Annotated in this window: 18 protein-coding genes; 9 read left to right on the top strand and 9 right to left on the bottom strand. The window is 73.2% G+C overall.

What is annotated here, in order from left to right:
• Nucleotides 1-74 precede the first annotated feature (74 nt).
• Nucleotides 75-1628, top strand: a complete 1554-nt coding sequence (locus ACFTWP_RS39615) for a CHAD domain-containing protein (RefSeq protein WP_380270035.1) — start codon at nucleotides 75-77, stop codon at nucleotides 1626-1628.
• A gap of 162 nt (nucleotides 1629-1790) precedes the next feature.
• Here ACFTWP_RS39615 and ACFTWP_RS39620 read toward each other — a convergent pair whose 3' ends face one another.
• The 4 genes from ACFTWP_RS39620 to ACFTWP_RS39635 all read right to left on the bottom strand — a co-directional run bounded on the left by ACFTWP_RS39620 (nucleotide 1791) and on the right by ACFTWP_RS39635 (nucleotide 6615).
• Nucleotides 1791-2162 carry an STAS domain-containing protein gene (locus ACFTWP_RS39620; protein WP_380270036.1) on the bottom strand — a complete coding sequence of 124 codons (372 nt, stop codon included), beginning with the start codon at nucleotides 2160-2162 and terminating at the stop codon, nucleotides 1791-1793.
• A gap of 187 nt (nucleotides 2163-2349) precedes the next feature.
• Nucleotides 2350-2520: a hypothetical protein gene (locus ACFTWP_RS39625; protein ID WP_380270037.1), complete on the bottom strand. Its 171-nt coding sequence runs from the start codon at nucleotides 2518-2520 to the stop codon at nucleotides 2350-2352.
• Nucleotides 2521-2881: 361 nt separating this feature from the next.
• Nucleotides 2882-5026, bottom strand: a complete 2145-nt coding sequence (gene tkt / locus ACFTWP_RS39630) for a transketolase (RefSeq protein WP_380270038.1) — start codon at nucleotides 5024-5026, stop codon at nucleotides 2882-2884.
• A 380-nt stretch (nucleotides 5027-5406) separates the two neighbouring features.
• On the bottom strand, nucleotides 5407-6615 hold the full coding sequence (locus ACFTWP_RS39635) for a serine/threonine-protein kinase (RefSeq protein WP_380270039.1): 1209 nt from the start codon (nucleotides 6613-6615) through the stop codon (nucleotides 5407-5409).
• A 388-nt stretch (nucleotides 6616-7003) separates the two neighbouring features.
• Here ACFTWP_RS39635 and ACFTWP_RS39640 point away from each other — a divergent pair, with 388 nt between their 5' ends.
• From ACFTWP_RS39640 to ACFTWP_RS39655, 4 genes are all read left to right on the top strand, one after another.
• Nucleotides 7004-7267: a GlsB/YeaQ/YmgE family stress response membrane protein gene (locus tag ACFTWP_RS39640; RefSeq protein WP_380270040.1), complete on the top strand. Its 264-nt coding sequence runs from the start codon at nucleotides 7004-7006 to the stop codon at nucleotides 7265-7267.
• A gap of 228 nt (nucleotides 7268-7495) precedes the next feature.
• Nucleotides 7496-8149 (top strand): HemK2/MTQ2 family protein methyltransferase, encoded by a 654-nt coding sequence (locus tag ACFTWP_RS39645; protein WP_380270041.1) that lies wholly within the window; start codon nucleotides 7496-7498, stop codon nucleotides 8147-8149.
• Between the two features lie 25 nt (nucleotides 8150-8174).
• Complete coding sequence (locus ACFTWP_RS39650) at nucleotides 8175-8405, top strand: CDGSH iron-sulfur domain-containing protein (protein ID WP_380270042.1); 231 nt, start codon at nucleotides 8175-8177, stop codon at nucleotides 8403-8405.
• A 150-nt stretch (nucleotides 8406-8555) separates the two neighbouring features.
• Nucleotides 8556-9572: an iron-containing redox enzyme family protein gene (locus ACFTWP_RS39655; protein WP_380270043.1), complete on the top strand. Its 1017-nt coding sequence runs from the start codon at nucleotides 8556-8558 to the stop codon at nucleotides 9570-9572.
• A 346-nt stretch (nucleotides 9573-9918) separates the two neighbouring features.
• On the opposite strand, the gene ACFTWP_RS39660 is transcribed toward ACFTWP_RS39655, so the two are convergent.
• Together ACFTWP_RS39660 and ACFTWP_RS39665 are read right to left on the bottom strand one after the other, a co-directional pair.
• Complete coding sequence (locus ACFTWP_RS39660) at nucleotides 9919-10185, bottom strand: DUF4235 domain-containing protein (protein WP_380270044.1); 267 nt, start codon at nucleotides 10183-10185, stop codon at nucleotides 9919-9921.
• Nucleotides 10182-10667, bottom strand: a complete 486-nt coding sequence (locus ACFTWP_RS39665) for a DUF3618 domain-containing protein (protein WP_380270045.1) — start codon at nucleotides 10665-10667, stop codon at nucleotides 10182-10184. The genes ACFTWP_RS39660 and ACFTWP_RS39665 overlap by 4 nt, the downstream gene beginning before the upstream one ends.
• A gap of 1122 nt (nucleotides 10668-11789) precedes the next feature.
• Here ACFTWP_RS39665 and ACFTWP_RS39670 point away from each other — a divergent pair.
• The 4 genes from ACFTWP_RS39670 to ACFTWP_RS39685 all read left to right on the top strand — a co-directional run bounded on the left by ACFTWP_RS39670 (nucleotide 11790) and on the right by ACFTWP_RS39685 (nucleotide 15387).
• Entirely contained in the window at nucleotides 11790-11945 is a 156-nt protein-coding gene (locus ACFTWP_RS39670) for a DUF6131 family protein (protein ID WP_380270046.1), read from the top strand.
• A gap of 262 nt (nucleotides 11946-12207) precedes the next feature.
• Nucleotides 12208-14301 (top strand): hypothetical protein, encoded by a 2094-nt coding sequence (locus ACFTWP_RS39675; protein ID WP_380270047.1) that lies wholly within the window; start codon nucleotides 12208-12210, stop codon nucleotides 14299-14301.
• An 89-nt stretch (nucleotides 14302-14390) separates the two neighbouring features.
• A complete protein-coding gene (locus tag ACFTWP_RS39680) occupies nucleotides 14391-14996 on the top strand; it encodes a DUF6461 domain-containing protein (protein ID WP_380270048.1) in 606 nt (201 codons plus the stop codon).
• Nucleotides 14997-15147: 151 nt separating this feature from the next.
• The gene (locus tag ACFTWP_RS39685) at nucleotides 15148-15387 is read left to right on the top strand and encodes a hypothetical protein (protein WP_380270049.1); all 240 of its coding nucleotides are present in this window, start codon (nucleotides 15148-15150) and stop codon (nucleotides 15385-15387) included.
• Between the two features lie 379 nt (nucleotides 15388-15766).
• Here ACFTWP_RS39685 and ACFTWP_RS39690 read toward each other — a convergent pair whose 3' ends face one another.
• From ACFTWP_RS39690 to ACFTWP_RS39700, 3 genes are all read right to left on the bottom strand, one after another.
• Nucleotides 15767-16930, bottom strand: a complete 1164-nt coding sequence (locus tag ACFTWP_RS39690) for a macrolide family glycosyltransferase (protein WP_380270050.1) — start codon at nucleotides 16928-16930, stop codon at nucleotides 15767-15769.
• On the bottom strand, nucleotides 16930-19182 hold the full coding sequence (locus tag ACFTWP_RS39695; RefSeq protein WP_380270052.1) for a cytochrome P450: 2253 nt from the start codon (nucleotides 19180-19182) through the stop codon (nucleotides 16930-16932). The genes ACFTWP_RS39690 and ACFTWP_RS39695 overlap by 1 nt, the downstream gene beginning before the upstream one ends.
• Nucleotides 19179-24443, bottom strand: a 5265-nt coding sequence (locus ACFTWP_RS39700) for an SDR family NAD(P)-dependent oxidoreductase (RefSeq protein WP_380270054.1), incomplete at its 5' end; no start/stop codon positions are given. The genes ACFTWP_RS39700 and ACFTWP_RS39695, both read right to left, overlap by 4 nt.

The following is a 24443-nucleotide window of genomic DNA, read 5'->3' on the forward strand; positions in this document are numbered from 1 at the left end:
GGCCCGCCGTCGACGGCGGGCCGGCGCGGAGCCGGGCGGTGATTGGGGCCTACCCAGCCGGGCAGACGGGCCATATGGCCACTGACTTCAAGGAGACGGAACGCACCTTCGCCGGCGCCCTCGACCGTCCACTGTCGGACGAACGGCTGCCGCAGGTGGCCGGGGTGCGGGCCGGCGGCACGGAGCGACTCGACGCCGTCTACTTCGACACCCCCGACCTGCGCCTGCTGCGCCGGGGTGTCACCCTGCGCCGCCGTACGGGCGGCCATGACGCGGGCTGGCACCTCAAGACGCCGGGGGACAACGGCAGCCGCACCGAAAGCCGCCTGCCGCTGGCCGCCGGCGCCGCCGGCCGGCCGCCGCCCGAGCTTCTGGCGCGGACGGCCCTGGACGCCCGCGGCGGGTCCGTGGCGCCGGTGGTGCACCTGCGGACCAGACGTGATCTGACCCTGCTGGTCGACGAAGGGGGCGACACCCTGGCAGAGCTGGCCCGCGACACGGTCTCCGCACGCGTCCTCGACGGAGCACCGCCCTCGTCGGGCTCCGCCGTGGCACCGGACTCCGTCGACTGGGTCGAGACCGAGGTCGAACTGGTCGACGGCGACACCGACCTGCTGGACGCGGTCGAGGCGGAGTTCCACCGGCTCGGTCTGGACCGGGCCGCCCGGCAGTCCAAACTCGCTCACGCCCTGGCCGGCCGGCTTCCCGAAGGGGCGGACGCCGGCGGGTGGACGCCGGCCGCGAGCGGCTCCGCCGGGAGCCCGGCGAAGAGCGACTCGGTCGGGGAGGCGCTCACCGGGTACCTGCGCGTCCAGGCAACGGCGCTCCGGACGCTCGACCCGGCCGTGCGCCTCGACGAGCCCGACTCGGTCCACCGCATGCGCGTCCACGTACGCCGCCTGCGCAGCGCGCTGGCGGCCCACCGACGGATCCTGGACCGGGCGGCCACCGACCCGCTCGACCACGAGCTGCGCTGGTTCGGAAAGGTCCTCGGCCGCGTCAGGGACAACGAGGTCCTGGCCGACCGTCTCGGTGCACAGGCCCGGGAACTCCCGCCGGAAGGCCACCCCGCCGAGGTGGCGGCCCGCATCCGCAGCTGGTCCGGGGCGCGGTACCGCGAGGCCCACCGCGCCGCGGTGCGGGCGATGGAGGGCCGGCGCTACTTCGATCTGCTCGACGCCGTGGAACGCCTTGCCGAGCGTCCCCCGCTGAAGGGCCGGGCAACCCGCGGCCGGGCCGAGGCCCGCCACATGCTCGACCGGCAGCGGCGACGCACCGCCCGGCGGCTGGACCAAGCCCTGGACACGGCGCCGGGCCCGCGGCGGGACGGCCGGCTCCACCGCGCCCGCAAGGCCGCGAAGCGGGCCCGGTACGCGGCCGAGAGCGTCAGCCCGTTCGCCGGCCGTCCTGCCGACCGGCTGCGGAAACGGGCGAAGGGGATCCAGCAACCGCTCGGCGCGCACCAGGACGGTGTGATGGGCGAGCGGGCCCTGGCCGAGATCGCCGCCGCCGACCCGCCCGACGATGGTTCGGCCTTCGGCCTGGGCATCCTCTACGCCCGGCAGCGCGCGGACGCGGCCCGGCAGGTGAGGCGCGCCGCCGAGGCACGCAAGCGGCTGGCCGGCTGAGCCCGGGCAGACGACGAGCACGGGGGCCGGAGGTGACGGCCGGGCGGAGCGACCGGCACAGCGGAGCGGGTGAAGACCGACAGCGGATCGGACCGGGCTCCCCGGCTGGCACGGCCGCCGGGGAGCCCGGTCCGGCCGTCATGGGCCCTCCGGCGTGGTGGATCAGTCGGAGTGAGTGTCCGGCACGATGGCGGGGACGTCGGGGTCGATGGGGAACACCTGGTCGGCCCCGGTGATCTCCAGCAGTCTGGCCACGGCCGACGCCGGCCGGGCCAGATGGATGACGGTGCCCTGGCCCTCAGCGTCGATGCGGGCCTGCAGCAGGGCGTTGAGGCCGGTGGAGTCGCAGAACGTGACGTCCGCGAGGTCGACCACCAGTCTCGGCGGCACGGGCCGCACGGCCAGGGCGTGTTGCAGCGCGACGCGCAGGCGTGGGGCGGTGTCGTAGTCGAGTTCGCCGGTGACTTCGACGACCGGGCTGCCGGGGCTCTCCCGGCCGGCGATGGTGAACCGGCCTGCGGTGCTGTCGGTCATCGCTCGTCCCGCCCGCAGAGTGTTTGCATACGACAACCTTACTTGTCGTGCGCGGGCCTGCCTACAACTGCCGGCCGAGCCGACGTGTCCGCCGAACGGGTGGACGAGTGGCGGCGTGCGGCCACGCAGCGGGCCGCACCGGAGGCCGAGGGCGCCCCGGTCCGGTCCGTGCGTCGACCGATCGGGATCACCGCAGCGCGTGCCGGCCGGAGCCCCGGCGCAGCCGCAGGCCCGCGTAGGTCAGATCCCCGATGAAGAGGGCGATCGCGATGATCAGCAGGTAGAGGAGGCCGTGGGTGACGGCGCCGATGATGCCGAGCACCATCGCCACCAGGAGCAGGAGCAGGAACAGGACCATGGCGCGGCTACCGTTCTCCTAGGGGGTCGGCGGGCCGAGGCAGGCGAGCGCGTCGGTGAGCGCCGCCGGTTCCTCGGGCGTGGGGCGGACGGGCCCTTCGATGCCGTCCGCGGCGAAGGCTCGGATGCGGGGGGGTGCGGATTCCCGTGAGGTCCGCGACGGCCTGCGCCGCCGGATGCCGACACCGCATACCCCGACTCGGAGTCCGGGCAGGATCGGTGTCGGTCACAGCGGCTCCTCGGCATCGGGATCCTCGTCCCCGGGCGTCTGCCCGGCTGCCGGACAAGTAAGCGGCCAGCGCGGGCCGGCTGCATTCGCGGGCCACCGGACCCACCACCTCCGCCCTTGCCGGCGCCGGCCGTCATCCGGTCTCGGCGAGGCTCTCCCGTGCGGCGGCGGCCACCGCCTCGGTGGTGAGACCGAACTCGGCGTACAGCCGCTGCTGGTCGGCGGAGGCGCCGTAGTGGTCGAGGCTGACGATCCGGCCATGCGGGCCGACCAGCTCGCGCCAGCCGAGGGCCACGCCGGCCTCCACGCTCACCCTCGCGGTCAGGCCGGGCGGCAGGACCTCCTCGCGGTAGGGACGGGGCTGGGCGGCGAACCACTCCAGGCACGGCAGCGACACCACCCGGCTCGGGACCCCGTCACCGGCCAGCAGGTCCTGGGCCGCCAGGGCGAGGTGCACCTCCGAGCCGGTGGCCAGCAGCAGCACCTGCGGCCGCTCGCCGCCGACCGGGTCGCGCAGCACGTAACCCCCGAGGGCGGCGCCCTCCGCCGGGGCGCAGCCGTCCGGGCCGCGGTCGAGGACGGGCACCTTCTGCCGGGTCAGCGCCAGGCCGGTGGGCCGGTCGGTGTGCTCCAGCACGGCGCGCCAGCAGGCCGCCGTCTCGTTGGCGTCGGCGGGGCGCACCACGTCGAGTCCGGGGATCGCCCGGAGCGCGGCGAGGTGCTCCACCGGCTGGTGGGTGGGGCCGTCCTCGCCGAGGCCGATCGAATCGTGCGTCCAGACGTAGATGGTCGGGAGCTTCATCAGCGCGGCCAGCCGTACGGCGGGCCGCATGTAGTCGCTGAAGGTGAGGAAGGTGCCGCCGTAGGGGCGGGTCAGGCTCTGCAGGGCGATCCCGTTGAGGATCGCGCCCATGGCGTGCTCGCGGATGCCGAAGTGCAGGGTGCGGCCGTACGGGCCGCCCTTCCACTCCGCGGTCTCCACGCCTTCGGGCAGGAAGGAGGGCTCGCCGTCCATGGTGGTGTTGTTGCTGCCCGCGAGGTCGGCGGAGCCGCCCCACAGCTCGGGCAGGACGGGCGCGAGGGCGGTGAGCACCTTGCCGGAGGCGGCGCGGGTGGCGAGCCCCTCGGGATCGGCGGGGAAGGCGGGGATCCGGGTGTGCCAGCCGTCGGGCAGCCGGGGCTCGCTCAGCCGGTCCAGCAGTGCCGCCCGCTCCGGGTGCTCGCCGCGCCAGCGCTGGTAGCGCGGGGTCCAGGCCTCGTGGAGGTCCCGGCCGCGGTCACGGGCCCTGCGGGTGTGCGCGAGGACGTCGTCCTCCACGGTGAAGGCGCGCGCGGGGTCGAAGCCGAGGAGCTCCTTGGTGGCGGCGACCTCGTCCTCCCCGAGGGCGGAGCCGTGGGCCTTGCCGGAGTTCTGCAGAGTGGGTGCGGGCCAGCCGATGACGGTGCGGAGCACCAGCAGCGAGGGCCGGGTCGTCTCGGCCCGGGCGGCCTCCAGCGCGTCGAGGACGGCGTCGACGTCCTCGACGTAGCGGCCGGTGCTCGTCCAGTCGACGCTCTGCACGTGCCAGCCGTACGCGCGGTAGCGGGCGGCGACGTCCTCGCTGAAGGAGACGTCGGTGTCGTCCTCGATGGAGATGTGGTTCTGGTCGTAGACCATGATCAGGTTGCCGAGCCGCTGGTGGCCGGCGAGCGAGCTGGCCTCCGCGGTGACGCCCTCCATCAGGTCGCCGTCGGAGGCGAGCACGTAGACGTGGTGGTCGAAGGGGCTCTCGCCGTCCGGGGCGTCCGGGTCGAGCAGCCCGCGTTCGCGGCGGGCGGCCATGGCCATGCCCACGGCGGCACCGAGGCCTTGGCCGAGCGGCCCGGTGGTGATCTCCACACCGCGGGTGTGCCGGTACTCCGGATGGCCGGGGGTCGCCGAGCCCCAGGTCCGCAGGGCCTTGAGGTCGTCGAGTTCCAGGCCGTAGCCGGTCAGGTAGAGCTGGACGTAGAGCGTGAGGCTGGTGTGGCCGCAGGACAGCACGAAGCGGTCGCGGCCCAGCCACCGGTCGTCGGCGGGGTCGTGGCGCAGCACGTTCTGGAAGAGCAGGTGGGCGAGCGGCGCAAGGCTCATGGCCGTGCCGGGGTGGCCGTTGCCGGTGCGCTGGACGGCGTCGGCCGCGAGCACCCGGGCGGTGTCGACCGCGCGGAGGTCCGTGGCGTCCCAGCCGGCCCGCTGCGCGACGGGGTCGGCCAGGGACTGGTGGCGGTGGGGCGGCGGTGTGGTGCCGGGTGTCATGGGTGTGCTCCCGAGGTGGTCGGTTGCGGGATGCCGGGCGGCCGGTCCGACGGCCGCGGACGGGCCGGGCCGGTCCGCGCGTCCACCAGCGCCTACCCGGGCAGCGCCCCGGCATGAGCGCATCGGCCCTCGATTCACCCTCGTCGCCCATCCGCAGGGTTGCACCGTGCTCCCACGGCCGCACGCGTCCGACCGCCGGCCCCGCACGAATGCCCCAGACCGCCACGCGAAGCAGGGTGTGGACCGTCGGCCGGCGGCAAGACGCCAAGCACGGAGTCGGCACCGGAACGACCTGGTCCCACCGGCCCGGCGGCACCAGCGCAACCCCTGACCGCGGTGCGCCGGAGGCCGCTCGTGGTCGAGCGCCGCCCCCCGAGGTCCTACTTCGGCTTCTTCCCGTGGCCGCCGGTGTGCTTCCGGGCCTTCTCCGCCTGCTTGTCGTCGTTCGCGCTCGCGCCGGTGGCCGCCGCGGAGGGCTCGGCTGCTGAGTGCGCGGCGGCTTCCTGCGGCCGGTGGGGCAACTCGCCCGGCGGAGCCTGCGACGGCGCCGGGGCCGCATCGACCGGCGGCACGGCGGCAGGCACCGCGGTGGGGCCCTGACTCGCCTGCGCACCGTCGCCGAGGGCGCCGCTGCCTCCGAGGCCGGCGAGCAGCAGGGCCCAAGCCGCTGCCAGGACGGCGGCCCGCACACGGGGCGGACGCCCGGATGCCCGCAACTGCCCGGCCGGGGGCGCGACGGCTCCGGCCGCCCGGGTTTCCGGCCGGGGAGCTCCGAGCAGCCGGGCGCAGTCTTCCGCCGACGGACGGCGCGCCGGGTCCATGCTGGTCATCCGGAGCAGCAGGGCGGCCAGGTCGCGGGGCAACTGGGGCGGTATGACGGGCGGCCGGTGCAGTCGGGCGATGGCGGCCTCGATGGGGGCTCCGGTGTACTCGCGGTTCCCGGTCAGGCATTCGATCAGCAGCAGGCCCAGGGAGTACACGTCGGCGGAGGCCAGCGCACCCTGGCCACGGATCTGTTCGGGCGCGAGGTACGCGGGTGTGCCGACGATCAGGCCGGTGCGGGTGAGCGCCTCGTCGCAGGGTTCGCTCTGTCGGCCGAGGAGCCGGGCCGCCCCGAAGTCGGCCAGCCGCGCGCGGCCGGTGGCGTCGACCAGCACGTTGGACGGTTTGACGTCCCGGTGGACGACACCGTGGGTGTGGACGAAAGCAAGGGTCCGCGCCAGCTCGTGCCCCAGCCGGCGGACGTCGGAGACCTGCAGTGTCCTGGACCGCAACAACGCTGCGAGCGTGGGACCCTCCACCAGCTCCAGGACGAGGTAAGGGTGTTCCGCAACGACACCGTAGTCGTACACCTCGATCAGACCCGGGTGGCGCAACCGCGCCAGTACCCGTGCCTCCGCGCCGAAGCGCCGGATGCTGTCCTCCACGGCTGCGTCGGGTCGAAAGACCTTGAGGGCCACGGGCCGGTCAAGGCGTTCGTCGACCGCCCGCAGGACGTCGGCGCCGCCCCCACGGCCCAGGACGGAACTCACCCGGTACCGATTCGCGAACAGGAGCGTCCCGGTGCTGGTACCGGCCGTCACGGTCATACCTGTCTCCGATGCTGGACGTCGCGCTGGGCACCCGCGCCCGCGGGCTCGTCCTGGCCGCCTACCCGGAGATCCCGGACGGACACCGGCCGTGCGATCGCACGGCCCACCACCGGGCCCACCGGGCCCCCGACCACTCCGTGCGGTGCCGATGTAGTTGGGCTCCGGTCCCCGCCGGGCTCCGAACGAGGAGCGCGGCAGGCCTCGACCGGCAAGGTCCGTGCCTTCCGGCGTACCCGAGTGCGACATCCGGGAGGACGCTGGGCTCTACCAAGACGACGACCCCGTCGGTCACACCTGGTGGACTCGCCGGAAGACCGATGTTTGGGGCCTCCCCGAGCGAGCAGACGGGAGCCACACAACGGCACTATCCGAAGGGCGGCACCTCATGGGCGTCATTGCGTGGATTCTGATCGGCCTGCTGGCAGGTGCCATCGCCAAGGCCCTCATGCCCGGCAACGACCCGGGCGGCCTCATCGTCACCATACTGATCGGCATCGCCGGCGGCCTCCTCGGTGGCTGGCTCGGCAAGGTCATTTTCGGCGTCGACTCCATCGACGGATTCTTCGACCTCTCCACCTGGGTAGCCGCGATCATCGGCTCCCTGCTCGTCCTGGTCGTCTACCGAGCCGTGGCAGGCCGACGCGCCTGACCTCACCCGGACGCACCGACCGTGATGGGCTCGCCCCGGAGATCTTCTCCGGGGCGAGCCCATCACGCTTGTGCCTCGTGATCCCTCCCCGGCGCGAGCGTCGGCAGGAGGCCCACTGTCAGGCGACGTACGGCCTGTTCAGGTGCTCTCCCGGGGGGCCTCCGGCGTGTTCCACCACCACGCCGGACACCAACGTGTCATCGGCGCAGAGAGGGGCAGACGCGCAGTATGTGGCTGCTGAAACCCCCCGGTGTCTACCGCGCACAGGATGACACCGATCTGCTGATTTCGAGTCTGTCCCGCGAGCACCTCCGAGAGGGGAGCGAGGTTCTGGACATCGGCACCGGCACGGGGGCGGTGGCCCTTGCCGCCGCCGGAACGGGGGCCCGAGTCACCGCGATCGACGTCTCGCGCCGCGCCCTCGCCACGGCCTGGGTCAACGGCGCACTCAACGGCCGACGCATCCACGTACGGCACGGGAATCTGCTGGAGCCCGTGCGCGGGCGGCTCTTCGACCTGATTGCCTCCAATCCCCCGTACGTGCCGGCAGCCGACGACGAGCTTCCGACTCACGGCACGGCACGCGCCTGGGACGCCGGTCCCGACGGGCGCGCACTCGTCGAACGCATCTGTCTCGACGCCCCGCGACGACTGGCTCCGGGTGGTGTCCTGCTCCTGGTGCACTCCTCGTTGTCCGGTGTGGAGGCGAGTTGCCGGGCGCTCTCCCGGGCCGGTCTGCGGACCGAGGTGGTCGCCCGGCAGCGGATCCCCTTCGGTCCGGTCATGGCTGCGCGGGCCGAGTGGTTCGAGGAGCAGGGGCTGATCGCCCCCGGGGTGCGACACGAGGAACTGGCGGTGATCCGCGGTGTCCGCCCGGCCTGACACCCAGGGCGCGAGGCGCCTGACGATGCCCGCGGAGAGCGGCCCCCTGCTGGTGGAGGGGCCGGTCGAGATCGTCCTCCCGGACGGCACCGTGCGGTCGAGCGAGCGACCTGTCGTCGCCCTGTGCGTGTGCAGGCGCAGCAAGCACTATCCCTTCTGCGACACCAGCCACCGCCGCCGTTCGGCGCCGCCGACGGAGCGAGCACAGCGGGACGGACGGCACGAGGGCGAGGACGTCCCGGACTCCGGCCGCTGAGCCGGCGGGAATTCGCCCCGCCGGTCCGGGTGCGGCAGCCCCCTGGTCCGCAGCCGCAGTCGTGGTCGCAGGCCGCGGCGCGGGCGCTTCGACGCCCGCGAGCGGGTAGGAGCAGCTCACAACCCTCGACTCTTCCTGGAGGTTCTTCTCATGGGTGTCACGGCAGCAGGTCCTGGTCCCGCCCTGCCGCAACCACGGGGTCCCGTGACCCGAGCACTCATCACGCTGCTGGCCTCCGTCCCCGGGCCGAGTGCCACGCTGCCGCCGCTCGCCGACACCGATACCACGGGCCCCTGGGGTGAGGACCAGCAACTGGCCCTCTACCTCTGCTACGAACTGCACTACCGCGCCTTCTCGGGCGTGGACGCCGCCTGGGAGTGGCACCCTGCCGTCCTGGGCCTGCGTGGGGCCCTGGAGGAGTCCTTCCTCGACGCCCTGCGCGCGGAAACGGGAACCGTGGCCCCACTGGCGGAGCAACTGGGCGAACTCCTGCTGGAACCCCCCGACGGTGAGGGTCCCTCCCACTTCCTGCTGCGTGACGGCGAGCGGTGGCAGGCCCGTGAGTACCTGGTGCTCCGCTCCCTGTATCACTTGAAGGAGGCCGACCCGCAGAGCTGGGTGATCCCCCGCCTGCACGGTGCGGCCCAGGCGGCGCTCGTCGCGGTCCAGTACGACGAATACGGCGCGGGACACCCGGATCGGACCCACTCCCGGCTGTTCGCCGAGATGATGGAGGACCTCGATCTGGACGGCTCCTACGGCCGCTACCTGGACGTCGTGCCGGCGCCCGCACTGGCCGTGGTCAACCTGATGTCGCTGTTCGCCCTCCACCGCGCGCACCGCGGCGCTCTCGTCGGGCAGTTCGCCGGTGTGGAGATCACGTCCTCGCCCGGATCGGCCCGGCTGGCCGCAGCTCTGGAGCGCCTCGGCGCCGGCCCCGCGGGCACCCGCTTCTACCAGGAGCACATCGAGGCCGACGCCGTCCACGAACAGCTCATGCGCCGTGGCGTCATCGACGCACTGCTGGAGGACGAACCCGACCTGGAGGGCGACATCGCGTTCGGCCTCGCCGCGAGCGTCCTGCTCGACGAACGCCTCGCCGAGCACGCCCTCACCCACTGGAAGCGGGACAGCACCGCGCTCCTCGCCCCCGTTCCGGCCGGCTGAACAGGCGCGGCCGCGCGGCGTGAGTCGGCGACACCGGCCCGGCACCGCCAACTCCTCCGGACCGCCGGCGGTGCCGCGCGCCGGACCAGTCACCCTCGCGCCAGGACCCGCATGCGGTCGGCCCCGCGGCCGGCCGCACCCGGCGGCGGGGCCGCCCGCCTGCGGGGGCGGTCCGCCCGGCCCGACGCCGGGCCGCCGCCGGGGGGTGTCCCCGCCCCCGCGGGCCCCCGACGCCCCCGCCGGCGGGGCGGCGCCGCGGCCCGCTCCCCCGGCGCCACGCCCCCGCAGGGGGGGGCCCGCCGGGGCGCCCCACCGGGGGGGGGGGCCCCACCGCATGCGGGGGCGTTCAGCCCGGCCAGACGCCGGTCAGCCGCCTGGTGGTGACCGCGCCCGCGCGGTCCACGGACGCCTTCACCAATCCGAAGATGGCACCCTGCAGTCCGGCCGCGAGGAGGATCTCCGGCCACGTGCGGTCCTCGTCCGTCGCGTCGGGCGCGTCCTCGGTATGGCCGATGACCTTCCAGGTCTGCTTGAACAAGGCACCGGCCACCAGACCCGCGCCCACACCTAGGAGCAGACCGACCGGCTTGTACGCGATCTTGGAGAGCTTCACCGGCGCCGCCCGAACACCCGCCGGACCACGACGAGCGTCAGCACGGCCGTCACGGCCGCCACGACAAGAACCTTACGGTTGGCCCTCACCGAGGCCGCGGCCCACTCCACCTGCTCCCCCACCTGCGGCGACAAGCTGTCAACGGCCCGGTGCCCGAACGCCTCCGCCGTCTCACGGGCCTGGGCCGCCAACTGACCCCCCTGTTCCAGGACCTGATCGGGCGTGTGGTCCTTGACGACGTCGACGGCATGGGCCACCTTGTCGTGGGCCAACCCCGCTCCGTTCGCGATCGTCTCCTGCGCCTGGTCCTTCACCACGACGGCCAGCTCCTTGGCGGCTTCGATCTGCTGCCGGCCTCGCTCACGGAGGTCGGCCTTGTCCGCCAAGGCCTCCAAGGTGCGGCCCAGTTCTTCGCGGGTGCCGGCGGCCCGCGCACGCAGGCCGCCACCGTTGGTCCCGTTCATCCCCTGTTTGTCGGTCATCGCGTAGTCCTCTCCTTGATCTCGCTGATGTCGGCCTTCAGGCCTTCCAATGCCTCCTCCGGCACCGGGGGCAGTGCTCGGACGATGCGACGTCTGCCCGCCGTCACCGGGACGGCGCCCGCCGCGGCGAGGACACCCGCGGCGACAAGTGCGCGGGCCGACAGGCGCCGAGCCGTCTCCCCTTGTCCCCCTCGGCGCGGGGCGAGTCGCAACTCGTCCCGCGCCAGTTGGGACGACCGCTGCGACGCCCGGGCGACGAGCTCACCCACGGACTCCCGATGTTCGCTGCCCGAAGTCTTCGCGCCACTCACCCGCCTCCTCCCTCGGGCCGGATCGCCGTTGTGACGCGGCTACCCTGTGCGGCTCAGGTCATCCGCATCGGTGGCAGCACCCGGATGTCCCGCGGTACGCCCTCGCCGGACCGAACGCGCGGTCGCCGCGGATCCGCTCCTCCGGTCGCCGCACTCGGTCGCCCGGAGTGCGGCGGGCAGCAACCCGCTCAGCCGGTAAGGCCATATGACGTGACGTCAGTCCGGTCGGACCGCGTACGGGGACGCACTGCGACGGGGTCTCTCCCGGTTCGCGGCAGGGCGACCCCGACCGGCGCGCCCGGCGCAGCCACCCGCGAGCCGGTGTGCTCTCGATCGGGAACCGTGAGGTCATGGGTGTTCCCGAGTGGCGAGCAGTGGCAGCTTCGCACTTTCAGGATCTTTTCTCCTAAATCAGATATAACGGCACAAATTAGGGCAGAAGCGGTGAGGCCGCACACGTCGCCGTGGAGGACCTCATGAGCACCGAGAAGAAGATCGAGCACACTGCCGAAACTGCAACGGGCAGGGAGGGCGACCTGGCGCAGGCGGACCGGAAGAGCAAGGACGCGCCGAAGCACTAGCACCCGGCATCGGTCCAACAGCGGTCCAGTGCGGTCAAAAGGGCCGCCGCCCTGCTGGGATGAGACCTGGGACCGCCACCCGCACCCCTAGCCACCCCTCGCGCAGGCGTAGTGGAACAGCAGGGCGCTCCATTCCTCACCGAGGCCACGGAAACCGGAAAGGCGAAGCACCGCCTCCGCAGCGACGGAGAACACGCACCGGCAGGGGGGAACACACATCGGAGGTCATCGTGATCGTCCTTGGAGTCATCCTCCTCGTCATCGGATTCCTCACCAGCATTTCCATCCTCTGGACCATCGGCATCGTCCTGGTCGTCATCGGCCTGATCCTGTGGATCATGGGCGCGGTCGGCCACGAGGTCGGCGGACGCCGCCACTACTACTAGACCAACCCCGGTCATTCCCAGCCCCGGCCCCACAGCCGCGAATCCGTACAGCCGTGTCCTTCGAACATGCGGGTCATGACCTGACCCGAAGTGGCGCAAACGACATCCGCCCGGGTCCGCCCCGGACGATGATGGACGCCGTCGGACACCCACGGAGCGGGAGATCGGAGCGCGCATGGACGGGCCGCAGGGCCAGGGCGACCGCGAGCGGTCACTCGCACTCCTACGCGCGACCCTGTCCGACCGCCTCGCCTCCGCTCGCATGAGCAGGACCCTCCTTGCCGCCAGGGCCGGCCTGGGCCGCACCACCGTCCACGAAGCCCTGCGCCCGGACGGGAACGTGCCGTCCGCAGAAACCGTCGCCGCCCTGGCGGCCGCACTCGGCCTGCCCCAGGCGCACCGCCGGGAACTACTGGAGCTCCGACGGACAGCAGCGGACCCCGGGGCCGCCCCGGAGACGGGCCCGGGCAGGCTGATCCGCACCTGGGACCCGCACACCCTGGAGGTCCACCCCGCCGGCACCTCCGCCGGCTCGCCACGAACCCAACCCGGCTACGTGCGGCGCGCCCACGACGAAGTCCTGGCAGACGCGGTGCACGCGGCACGCAACGGCCTCAGCCAGATGCTGGTGCTGGTCGGATCGTCGTCGACCGGCAAGACACGGGCCTGCTGGGAAGCCGTGCAACCTCTCTCGGACGACGGATGGGGGCTGTGGCACCCGGTGGACCCCACACGCTCCGACGCCGCACTCGCGGGCATCGGGCGCGCCGGGCCGCGCACCGTGGTGTGGCTGAACGAGGCCCAGCACTACCTCGGCGACCCGAAGACCGGTGAACACGTGGCCGCCGCCCTCCACACCCTCCTGAGCGACCCCAACCGCGCACCCGTCCTCGTCCTGGGCACTCTGTGGCCGGAGTACGCCGACCGCTACGCGGCCCTGCCCGACCCCGACGGCACGGACCCGCACAGCCGCGTCCGCGAACTCCTCACCCACCGCACGCTCACCGTCCCCGACACCTTCCCCAGCGCGGCCTTGGCCGCCGCCGCGACCCTCGCCGGAGCCGGAGACGCACTCCTCGCCGACGCCCTCACCCGCGCCGCCGCGCACGGACGCCTCGCCCAGGAACTCGCCGGCGCACCCGAACTACTGCGCCGCTACGAACACGGGACCCCGAGGACACGGGCGCTCCTGAAAGCCGCGATGGACGCCCGCCGCCTCGGAGTCGGACTCCACCAGCCGCAGGACTTCCTCGTCACTGCCGGCACCGGCTACCTCGACGACCACGAATGGGAGGAACTCCCCGACGACTGGGGCGAGGCCGCCCTCGCCGACACCACCCGCCGCGTCCACGGAAGACTCGCGCCCCTGCGCCGCATCGACCCGCAGCGCGCCCGCCGTCCCCTCGGCTGGCCGGTGCCCGGCGCACGGGCCGGGCTTCCGGGAACGGCCGGAGCCGCCCCCTGGTTCCGCCTCGCCGACTACCTGGAGCAGCACGGCCGGGCCGTTCGCTGGCGGCTCTGCCCGCCCTCCTCCTTCTGGTGGGCCGCCTACTCCCACCTCGACAGCCCCGACGACCTCGACCGCCTCGCCGAGGCCGCCGAGAACAGGTACGGCCTGGACTGGGCCGCCCAGCTCAGGGAGCGGGCGGCGTGCCTCCGCCGGGGCGAAACCCCCACCGCAGCACGGGAAGGGCACCAGGGCAACGCCCCGCAGCAGGCCGGACGGACGGCGCCCCCCGACGCCGACGACGAGGCCCTCCTGCCCGCACTGGTGCGCCTGCAGGCGCAGACCGCGAGCTGGAAAGGCGCCGAGATCCTCTACCGCCAGGCCGTCGATGCCGGATACTCCGCCTCCCTGTCCGAACTGGCACGGCTCAGGGAGCAGCACGGCGACCTGCAGGGCGCCGAAGCACTCGTCCGGCGCGCCGCCGACGCCGCACACGGCACCGTCGTGGCCAAACTCGCCCGGCTGGGCGAGCAGGGCGGCGACGCGAAGGATTCGGGGGCCCTCTACCGACAGGTCGCCGAGGACGGCTACGCCGCCGCCCTCGCCGAACTGTCGCGGGCGGCCACACAGGGCCCCACCCCGGCAGACGCGTTCGCACGACGGGCCGTCGACGCCGGTTACCACGCCGCGCTGACCGAGACGGGACGGCTGAGAGAACTGCATGGGGACACGGACGGCGCGCGAAGCCTCTACGGGGAAGTCGCCGCCACCGGCGACACCGCAGCCCTGGCCGAACTCGCCCGCCTCGACGAGCAGGACGGGACCCGGACGGCCGTAGACGGCCTCACCCGGCCGGGTCGGTCGCGCACTGGTGAAGAAGCACTGTTCCGACCGTGCGCTGTTCCGTGATCCCGAGGCATGCACGAGTGGCGCTGACCAGGCGCTCCAGTGGCAGCAGGGCCTCTCCGCTGTCGGACGCGGGGTGAAGGATGGGCGGTATGACGAAGACCGGAGCGGACTACGCGTGGTTCGAGAACGACTTTCCCGACATCGCCGAGGCGTACTGCTTCACCCTGGTTCGGGGCCTGTCGACTGCTGAGTTGGTGTCCCGGCTCGAAGGACGACCGGAGGCGCCCCTGCAGGGCATAGCCGCGGTCGTCGACGCCGCCTTCGCGCAATACGACCTGGAGGAGGGCGACCGTCAGCTGGTTGCCATGACCGCTGTGGGCGCCTGGACGCTGCTGATCGAGCCCAACGGTTACTTCGGGACTACCGAAGATCGAGCCCTGCCGGCTTCCGTCGGGGCGAGTTGGGTCTCTCACTTCGTCAATATCAACGGCGTCGGCACGTTCCTCTGGGCTGAGGACCAGGTCCTGCGACTCTGCTTCGACCCGTTGTTCCCGGAGGACCGTTGGGGCAGCACACCCGACGAACTCCTCGATGCTATGGAGCGGATCGGCTTCAACCTTGAGGAGGAGGATCCGGAAACGGATCTGTCCTCACCAGCAGCGTTTGCTCTGGCAGAGCACCTGACCGGCGTCGCCATCACTCCGGCGCTACTCCAGGACACCATGTTCGTCTGCGTCACCGTCCAGACCCGGTGACGACAGGGCTGCGAGGTAGCCGGCCCGGCTGTCCTGAGCCGAGGCCGCCCAGTTCAGGACGGAGGAGCAGAGTACTGGTCGGCCGATCGGGCTACGAGGCGCGTTCCCGACCCGCGGTCTGCGGCAGCGCGACCATAGGATGCCGATTCCCATGCCCGAACGCCCAAGCCGCTCCGCCCTCATCGACCTGGTCGCATTCGTCGCCGTCCTGGCGACAGGGATCCTCATGGTCGTGCTGCACGTCAGCGGGGCGACCTTCGTCATGGTCGCCGGCGCACTCTCCACCCTCTACACCACATGGGCAGTCAGCAGCCGACGCCAAGCACCCACCAGAGCAGGTCGGGACGAGTCCGTGGCGGCCCCCGCACCACCCTCCGAGCAGGGCCCGTAGCTCGCAGCCGACGGCCCCGCAGCACCTGGCGCGCAGGCACGACACGTTGACGGCTGGACGGTGGCCGGGCCACCGTCCAGCCGAGAACGCGACCCTCGCCCGGAAGCAGTTGCCTGGCGATGGCAGATGATGGTTGCAGCGAAGTGGTCGGCCATCCGTCCGCCGCGCGGGCTGAACCCCACCGGCGCGGGTGGCGGCTGGCCGACCGGGAAGCGCCTGATGCGGGCGGGACCGGGACCGTGGACCTGGACGGGGTGACGCGACTCCACCCGAGCAGACCGGTCCACGGCCCAGCCCGAGCACACCGTACGAGGCCGTGCGCGGGAACGGGCTCCACCGGGCGGGGTGCGGGTGCGGACTGCCCGGTGGAGTCCGGCCGCTACCGCGTCAGCAGTTTCTCCAGGACGTCCGCCCCCCTGGACGCGCCGCCCGCCCCGCGCACGATCCGGCTCAGGGCCGCCGCCCGGGGGCGACAGGACCGGACGTCCTCGACGGCGTCGCGGAGGCCCTGCACGGTCGGCTCGGCGAGCGTCCTGCCGACCTGCAGCTCCTCCGCCCGCCGGGCGATCGCCCGCTGTTCCGGGATCTGCGGCACCGCCACGAAGGGCACCCCGTGGTGGAGGGACTCCATCACCGAGTTCATCCCGGCGTGGCTCAGGAACACCTCGGTGTGTCGCAGCACCGCCACCTGTGGCACCTGCGCGTGCACCTCGACGTTCGCCGGGATCGGGCCCAGCGACTGCTGGTCCAGCCCGCCCACCGCCATGACGACCTGCCAGTCGGTGTCCCCGAACGCCTCGATGCAGGTCCGGTAGAACTCGGGCCGGTCGTTGAAGACGGTTCCCAGCGATATCAGCAGCACCGGGCCCCGTGACCGGGGGCTCCACTCCTCGGCGGTCTGCCGGCTGCTCAGCGACGGCCCGACGAAGTGGAAGCGCTCGTCGAAGGTGTCCCCCGACATCTGGAACTCGCGGGGGATGAACACCAGGCTCGTCGGGGCCACGTGGCCGAACATCAGGTTCGGGTCATCGAGGAAGGTGTGGCCCTGCGCGAACTTCCCCATGTCCTGAATCGCGGCCACCAGCCGGGGGTTGGTGTGGTCGAAGTCGGGCGGCAAGTACACCTGCGCCGCCGAGAAGGACTCGTTCTCCGCGAAGGTCGGCACCAGGGAGACCTCCGGCACCTCCAGCAGGTTCGCCAGCATCCTCCCGGTGAAGGTCACCGAGTCGTAGCAGACCGCGTCCGGCGGGTCGGCCGAGAAGTGCTCGGCCAGGACGGGGAAGGAGGCACGCGCGTCGTCGAGGTAGTACTCCATCGTCGCGGCGAGCTGCTCCGCCGTGAACTCGCCCCGCGCCGCCATGTCGGGCGGCAGCTGCGAGGGCAGGGTCACCGGCGACGAGCCGGCGACGACGGCGGCGTCCATGGTGGCCGGTCCCGTGGCGTAGCTGACCCGGTGACCGCGCCGGACCAGCTCTTCGACCAGCGGCAGGGTCGGGTTCACATGCCCGGACGCGGGCGCGCTCACGAAGGCGAAGTGGGCCATCAGTCCTCCTCCAGGATGACCGGCAGGGTCTTGTGCCCGTTGGTGAAGAAGGAACCCAGCGGCTCCAGTTCGGACGACGGGACGGCCAGCCGCAGCCCGGGGAACCGGGAGAACAGCGCGGACAGCGCCGTCGTCGCCTCCAGCTTCGCCAGGGGGCTGCCGAGGCAGAAGTGCACGCCGTGCCCGAAGGTGAGGTGGTCGGCCCGCGACGGCCGGGTGACGGAGAACTCCTCCGCGTCGGCCCCGTGCTGCGCCGGGTCGCGGCCGGCCGCGCCGTAGGACAGCAGGATCGCCTCACCCTTGCGGATCTGCACGCCGTCCACGGAGATGTCCTCCACGGCGTACCGCAGCGGCAGGTTCGGCACCGATGCCTGCCAGCGCAGGGTCTCGTCCACCACGTCCTCCCACGTGCTGGTCCCGGACCGGACCAGGGCGAGCTGGGACGGGTGCGTGGCCAGCGCGTGGACGGCGTGGTCGAGCAGGTTGACCGTCGTCTCGAAGCCGGCGGAGATGGTCAGCAGCAGGGTGTCCAGCAGTTCCCGCTCGGACAGCCGGGTGCCGTCCGCCTCCTGCGCGGCGATCAGGTCGCTGGTCATGTCGTCGCCGGGGTCGCGCCGTTTGGCGGCCACGAGTTCCTTGAGCAGCATGTACAGCTCGCCGGAGGCGGCCTGCACGCCAGCCGGGTCCGCGTCGAGGCTGAACACCGCGTCCACCAGCCGCCGCAGGTCCGCGCCCGTCTGCGGGGTCAACCCGAACAGTCCGGTGATGACCTGGATCGGCAGCGGGAACGCGAACCGTGCGCGCAGGTCGACCGGCTGCCCCGGCGGCACCGCGGCCAGGTCGGCGATCAGGCCGGCCGTGATCTCCTCGACGCGCGGCCGCACCGCCTCGATACGGCGCGGGGTGAACGCCTTGGCCACCAGGCTGCGCAGCCTGGTGTGGTCGGACCCGTAGGCGGTGAACATGTTCTGCATCGCGACCCACATGATCAGCGGCCAGTCCGGCGGGATGTCGCCGTCGCGCCACATGGGCCAGTGCTTGTTCGCGTCCTTGGAGACCCTCGGGTCGAGCAGCAGCTTCTTCGCCAGGTCGTGCCCGGTGACGGCCCAGGCCGCCACGCCGCCGGGCAGTTCGACGGGCGTGGCCGGGCCGCGCTCGCGCAGGGCGGCGGCCTCGCCGAAGATGTCGCCGCCCGAGGGGTCGATGACGTACGCGTCGGCGGGCGGGGCCTGCGTGCGCACCGGCGCGGTGAAGGTGGTGGTCGTACGAGGCTTGGGCTGCTCGGTGACCTCCAGCAGGGACGCGGTGAACCGCGAGCCCATGCCGAGGCCGATCGACATGATGGTGTCGCCGGGCTTGAGGGTCTCGTCGTGCAGCAGGTGGTCCATGCCGAGCAGTTGGTCGCACGGCCCGACGTGGCCGAGCTCGCGCAGCATCGGCCAGGTGGTGCGTGCCAGGTCGATGCCGAGCGGCTCCAGCACGACGACCTCCAGTTGGGCCAGGCCCAGACCGGTGACGACGAACCTGGTGATGTCGGCGATGCTGACGCCGGCCTCCTTGGCGGCCTGCTCGACCGCGGTGACCAGTGCCCCGCTCATCAGCGTCAGATACGGGGCCAGGCCGGTGACCTCGATCGGCGTACGGTTGCGGTGGCCCTCGGGGTCCGGGATCGTCGGGGTCGCGAGGACCTCCATCTGGGTCGCGGAGCTGTTGGCGGTCGCGACCAGCCGCGCCCGGCCGCCCTCGCGGTTGAGCACGGCCGCGACCGCACCGTCGGCCAGGAAGATCCCGATGCTGGGCTGCCAGCGTTCCCACCGCGGCGGCAGGAACCGGGCGGTGGCCGTGACCAGGGTCGCGGTCGCGGCCGGGTCGGCCACCAGGTGCGCGGCGGCGGACTGCAGCGCGGCCGAGCCGCCGTTGCTGGTCGCCTCGACCTCGTAGACGAGGGCGTGGCCGAGGCCGAGGACGCGCTGCAGGTGGCAGGAGGACGCCATGTGGTCCTGGTGGTCCATCTGGGCGTAGGCGGCCATGGAGATGTCGGCGCCGCTCAGGCCGGACTCGCGCAGGGCTCCGATCGCCGCGTGCACGGCCATTGCGTGCTCGGTGACGTCGTCGGATTGGGTGAACGACACGAAGTCCGACAGCGCGAGCAGCCGCCGCATGGTCTCGGTGTCCGGCACGGCCTGCTTCGCGGGCGTGCGGGGCGGCAGATACCGCCCCGTTCCGCCGATGTAGACGTTGTCCCAGATCATGAAAAGTCCTTTCCCCTGAGTGCGGACAAACCGGCCCCGTATCCGCTGAAGTCGAGGAGCCACGTGCTGATGGCCAGCGCCGTGGCCGCGGAGTGCTCCTCCAGTACGGTGAAGTGGTCGCCCGAGACGGTGAGCACCTCCTGGGCGGTGGTGGACAGCCGGGGCCACGAGCGCTTGCCGGTGCCCACCAGCAACACCGGCGCGGTGACGGGCTCCGGGGCGCCGGCCAGATCGAGGTACCGGCCCATGGCCACCAGCCGGTCGTCGTCGACCGGCTGGACCTGGTGACCGGCGTCGAGCATGCCGGTGAGCACACCCGGCAGGTCGTCGGGGTAGCCGTCGATGAGCACCACGGCGCTGGGCCGGGCCCCCCGGCGTTCGAGTTCCCCGGCGGTCGCCAGCGCCAGCCACGCACCCACCGAACGGCCGACCAGCACCGGCGCGGCGACGGCCGACGCGGCCTCGGCGAGTGCCTGGACCAGGACGTCGGCGTCCGCGGGCAGCGGGTCGCCGGCGAAGCCCGGCAGGGTGACCGCCGTGACGTCGCGGACGGCCTCCAGCGCCGCGGCGAACCGCCCGTACTCCTCGATGCCGCTGGACGCCAGCGCGGACGGCAGGCAGACCAGCGACGGCTGGAGGAAGCCGGCCGCGAGGGCGACCGCCTCGGCCTTGGGCGCGTCGGTGGCCGGGCTCAGCCGGGACGCCGTGGCCAGCAGGTCGAGGCCGTCCTGCACACGGCCGACGTCGACGGCCTTGCGCAGCAGGCGCTCCATCGGCCCGGCGACCCGGTTCTCCGGCGAGCACAACTGCCCGTAGAGGTGGTTGACGAGCTGTTCGGGCGTCGGGAAGTCGAAGGCGAGGGTCGCCGGGAGCTGGAGCCCGGTGGCCGCGTTGAGCCGGTTGCGCAACTCGATGGCGGTCAGCGAGTCGACGCCGTGGTCGCGGAACAGCTGACGCGGGTCGTCGATCCCGCCGGGGGCCATCCCGAGGATGCTCGCGCTGTGCGTGACGACCAGGTCGAGCAGCAGGGCGCGCTGCTCGGGCTCGGGCAGGGCTTCGAGCCTGGCCCGCAGGTCGCCGGGGTCGGCGGCCGGGGCCGGCGCACGCCGCGGCCGGGCGAGTGCGCGCAGCAGCGCGGGCGGGGTGTCGATCGCCGCGAGGTCGAGGCGGACCGGCACCAGCGCCGGGCGTTCGCAGGCCAGGGCGGTGTCGAACAGGTCGAGGGCCTGCTCGGTGGCCAGCGGCAGCATCCCGGTCCTCGCCAGCCGGCGGTGGTCGGCCTCGGTCAGGTTCCCGGTGATGCCGCTGGACTCGGCCCACTGGCCCCAGGCCAGGGAGGTGACCGGCAGACCGCGCGCGTGCCGGCGCTCGGCGAGCGCGTCGAGGAACGCGTTCGCGGCGGCGTAGTTGGCCTGCCCGGGGGCGCCGAACACTCCGGACGCGGAGGAGAACAGCACGAACGCCCGCAGGTCCAGGTGCTCGGTGGCCTCGTGCAGGTGCCACGCGGCATCGGCCTTCGAGCGCAGCACCGTGTCGATCTGCTCCGGTGTCATCGATCCCACCACGGCGTCGTCGACGACCCCGGCGGCGTGCACGACGACCCGCAGGTCGGGGATCGAGGCGACGAGATCCCTCAGTGCCCCGCGGTCACCGGCGTCGCAGGCGACCACGGTGAGGGCGGCGCCCAGCTCCTGCCGGAGCCCGGGCGGCTCGACGCCGCGGCGGCCGGCGAGCACCACGTGCGGGGCGCCGTGCCGCGTGACCAGGTGCCGGGCGAGCAGGACGCCGAGGGCGCCGGTGCCGCCGGTGATCAGCACGGTGCCGTCCAGGGGCGCGCCGTCCAGGGGTCCGGCCGTCCCGGTCGGGGCGACCCTCACCAGCCTCGGTACGAGGGCGGTTCCGTCGCGCAGCTGGATCTCGGGCTCGCCGTCGCTCACGGCGGCGCGCACCGCGGCGGGGATCGCCCGTCGTGAGGCGGCCGTGCCGTCGTGCCGGACGGTCAGGATCCGCCCGGGGTTCTCGCTGTGCGCGCTGCGCAGGAAGCCGCGGGCGGCGGCCGAGGCCAGGTCGTCGCCGGTGAGGACCACGAGCCGGGCCGGCGTGTCGGTGGCCAGGAACTCCCGGACCCTGCCGAGCAGTTCCCGGGTCACCGCGTGGGTGGCCGCGACCGGTTCGCCCTCGCCGACGACCTCGTGGAGGACCGTCTCGGTGTCCGGGCCGTCCGGTGCCGCCATCGGGGTCCAGTCGACGGCGAACAACGCATTCGGCCGGCGCCCGGCCCGGTGACCCGCCTCCTCGACGGGCCGCAGGACGATCTCGTCGATGCTCACGACCGGCATCCCGACGGTGTCGGTGATCCGCACCGCGTAGGTGTCCGGCCCGGTCGGGTGCAGCACCACGCGGACCGTCGCGGCCGACCCGGTGACCGACACACCGGAGAACGAGAAGGGCAGCCGGGCCGGGCTGCCGCCGGCGCCGCCGTCCTCGGCCGCGAGGCCGGCGAGCAGGGTCAGTGGCTGGATGGCGGCGTCCAGGAGCGCGGGGTGGACGCCGTATCCGGTGAGCTGCGCGGGGTCCGCCGGGAAGCTCACCTCGGCGTGCAGGTCCGCGCCGTGCCGCCGGATGCCGGTGAGCCCCTGGAAGGTCGGCCCGTAGTCGTAGCCGGCTTCGGCGAGCCGGTCGTAGAGCGAGCCGATGTCGATCGGCACGGCCTCGCCGTCGTCCGCTCCGGGTACGGCCGTCCGGTCGGCCGGTGTCGCCCGGTCCGCCGACGGACTGAGCACGCCGGTCGCGTGGCGGGTCCACTCGTCGGGCTCGGCGGAGGTGCGGGAGTGGACGGTGACGGGCCGGCGCCCGGTGTCGTCGGGCGCGCCGACGGTGACCTGCACGTGCACACCGTCGGGCTCGGACAGCACGAGCGGCGCCTCCAGGACCAGCTCGGACAGTACGGGGCTGGCCGTGTGCTCGCCGGCGTGGACGGCCATGTCCACGAACGCCATCGCGGGCAGCAGCGTCGAACCGAGCACGACGTGCTCGGCCAGCCACGGGTGGACGGACGCGGAGAGCCTCCCGGTCAGCACCACGCCCTGTCCGTCGGGGAGCTTCACCAGGGACCGCAGCAGCGGGTGGTCGGGCGTGTCGGGGCCCTCCGACGGGGTGGTGGGCTGGAGCCAGTAGTGCTGGTGCTGGAAGGCGTACGAAGGCACCCGCCCCTCCGACGTCCCCACCGCCGTGACCGCCGGTGGCATCCAGCGCACCGCGCCGTCCGCCCACAACCGTCCCAGCCCCGCGAACAGCCGTTCCGGAGTATCACCGTCACGCCGCATCAACCCGGTCGCCACCAGCGACGGATGCGGACCCACCTCCACGAACCCCGTGACACCCTGGCCCGTCAGCCACTCCACGGCGTCGGCGAACCGCACCGGCTCCCGCGCCTGCCGCACCCAGTACCCAGGCTCCCCCATGTCCACCGGACGCCCCGCCACCGTGGAGACCACCGCAATCACCGGCTCACCGAACGACAGACCCGCAGCGACCTTCCCGAGTTCCTCCAGCACCGGATCCATCCGCGCCGAATGGAACGCGTGACTGACCTCCAGCCGCCTCACCCGGCGCCCACGGCCCCGCCACACCTCGGCGACCGCCGCCACCGCCGCCTCGTCGCCCGACACCACCACCGCGTCCGACGCGTTGACCGCCGCCACCTCGGCACCCGGCACCAACGACCCCACCACCTCCTGAACCGACGCCTGGAGCGACACCATCGCCCCACCACCGGCCAACCCCTGCATCAACCGGCCCCTCGTGCTCACCAGGGCACAGGCGTCCTCCAGCCCCAGCACCCCCGCCACATGGGCCGCCGCCACCTCACCGACCGAATGCCCCACCACGAAGTCCGGCCGAACCCCCAACCACTCCACCAACCGGAACAACGCCACCTGCAACGCGAACACCCCGGCCTGCGTGAACTCCGTCTCCCCCAGCACCCCCTCCCCGTCCTCGAACAGCACCCCCACCGGCAACCCCAGCAACCCGCAGACCTCGTCCAACGCCCGCGCGAACACCGGGAACTCGCGGTACAAACCCCGCCCCATCCCCACCCACTGACCACCCTGACCGGAGAACACGAACGCCGACCTGCCCGAGTCGCGGGCCTCGCCGGTCACCAGCCCGGGATGCGCCTCCCCGCGTACCAGGGCCGCCAGGGCCGCCGGTCCGGTCGCCACGGCCCGGTGGGCGAACCGGGCCCGCGCGGCGAGCGCGGCGCCGATTCCGTCCGCGTCGGGGGCCTCGGCTGCGTACGCCTGCAGCCTGCGGGCCTGGGCCCGGAGCGCCTGCTCGGACTTGGCCGACAGCAGCCACGGCACCGGCACGACGGCTGCGGGCGCGGGCGTGGAAGCGGCAGGGGCCTCGGACGACGTCTCCTCGGCCGGGCCATCGGCCGGATCCGGGGCCGGTGCCTCCAGGATCACGTGCGCGTTGGTGCCGCTGATGCCGAACGCCGACACACCGGCACGACGGGGACGCCCCGTCTCCGGCCACGGCCGGCCCTCGGCGAGCAACGAGACACGACCCACCGACCAGTCGACGTGGGAGGACGGCGCGTCCACGTGGAGGCTTCGCGGCAGTTCACCGTGCCGCATCGCCATCACCATCTTGATCACACCCGCCACACCCGCCGCCGCCTGGGTGTGGCCGATGTTCGACTTCACCGACCCCAGCCACAACGGCTCCACCCGGTCCTGACCGTAGGTCGCCAGGAGTGCCTGGGCCTCGATGGGATCGCCGAGCGTGGTGCCGGTGCCGTGCGCCTCCACCGCATCCACCTCGGACGGCTCCAACCCGGCATTGGCCAGCGCCTGGCGGATCACCCGCTCCTGGGAGGGACCGTTGGGCGCGGTCAGACCGTTGGACGCCCCGTCCTGATTCACCGCCGAACCCCGCACCACCGCCAGCACCCGGTGGCCGTTACGGCGCGCGTCCGACAGGCGCTCCAGCAACACCACCCCCGCACCCTCACCCCACGCCGTACCATCCGCAACCTCGGCGAACGCCTTCACCCGCCCATCGGCCGCAAGCCCCCGCTGCCGGGAGAAGTCGATGAAGGCGGCGGGTGTCGCCATGACCGTCACACCGCCGGCCAGGGCCAGTGAGCACTCCCCCGAGCGCAGCGCCTGCGCCGCCAGGTGGATCGCCACCAGCGACGACGAACACGCCGTGTCCACCGACACCGCCGGACCCTCCAGCCCCAGCAGATACGA

The sequence above is a fragment of the Kitasatospora sp. NPDC057015 genome (assembly GCF_042673745.1).
In the GTDB taxonomy this organism is placed as follows: Bacteria; Actinomycetota; Actinomycetes; order Streptomycetales; family Streptomycetaceae; genus Kitasatospora.

Coding starts and splice junctions, on each gene's coding strand:
- ACFTWP_RS39615 (WP_380270035.1), top strand. CDS start 75: ATGGCCACTGACTTCAAGGAGACGGAACGCACCTTCGCCGGCGCCCTC.
- ACFTWP_RS39620 (WP_380270036.1), bottom strand. CDS start 2,162: ATGACCGACAGCACCGCAGGCCGGTTCACCATCGCCGGCCGGGAGAGC.
- ACFTWP_RS39625 (WP_380270037.1), bottom strand. CDS start 2,520: ATGGTCCTGTTCCTGCTCCTGCTCCTGGTGGCGATGGTGCTCGGCATC.
- tkt (WP_380270038.1), bottom strand. CDS start 5,026: ATGACACCCGGCACCACACCGCCGCCCCACCGCCACCAGTCCCTGGCC.
- ACFTWP_RS39635 (WP_380270039.1), bottom strand. CDS start 6,615: ATGACCGTGACGGCCGGTACCAGCACCGGGACGCTCCTGTTCGCGAAT.
- ACFTWP_RS39640 (WP_380270040.1), top strand. CDS start 7,004: ATGGGCGTCATTGCGTGGATTCTGATCGGCCTGCTGGCAGGTGCCATC.
- ACFTWP_RS39645 (WP_380270041.1), top strand. CDS start 7,496: ATGTGGCTGCTGAAACCCCCCGGTGTCTACCGCGCACAGGATGACACC.
- ACFTWP_RS39650 (WP_380270042.1), top strand. CDS start 8,175: ATGCCCGCGGAGAGCGGCCCCCTGCTGGTGGAGGGGCCGGTCGAGATC.
- ACFTWP_RS39655 (WP_380270043.1), top strand. CDS start 8,556: ATGGGTGTCACGGCAGCAGGTCCTGGTCCCGCCCTGCCGCAACCACGG.
- ACFTWP_RS39665 (WP_380270045.1), bottom strand. CDS start 10,667: ATGACCGACAAACAGGGGATGAACGGGACCAACGGTGGCGGCCTGCGT.
- ACFTWP_RS39675 (WP_380270047.1), top strand. CDS start 12,208: ATGAGCAGGACCCTCCTTGCCGCCAGGGCCGGCCTGGGCCGCACCACC.
- ACFTWP_RS39680 (WP_380270048.1), top strand. CDS start 14,391: ATGACGAAGACCGGAGCGGACTACGCGTGGTTCGAGAACGACTTTCCC.
- ACFTWP_RS39685 (WP_380270049.1), top strand. CDS start 15,148: ATGCCCGAACGCCCAAGCCGCTCCGCCCTCATCGACCTGGTCGCATTC.
- ACFTWP_RS39690 (WP_380270050.1), bottom strand. CDS start 16,930: ATGGCCCACTTCGCCTTCGTGAGCGCGCCCGCGTCCGGGCATGTGAAC.
- ACFTWP_RS39695 (WP_380270052.1), bottom strand. CDS start 19,182: ATGATCTGGGACAACGTCTACATCGGCGGAACGGGGCGGTATCTGCCG.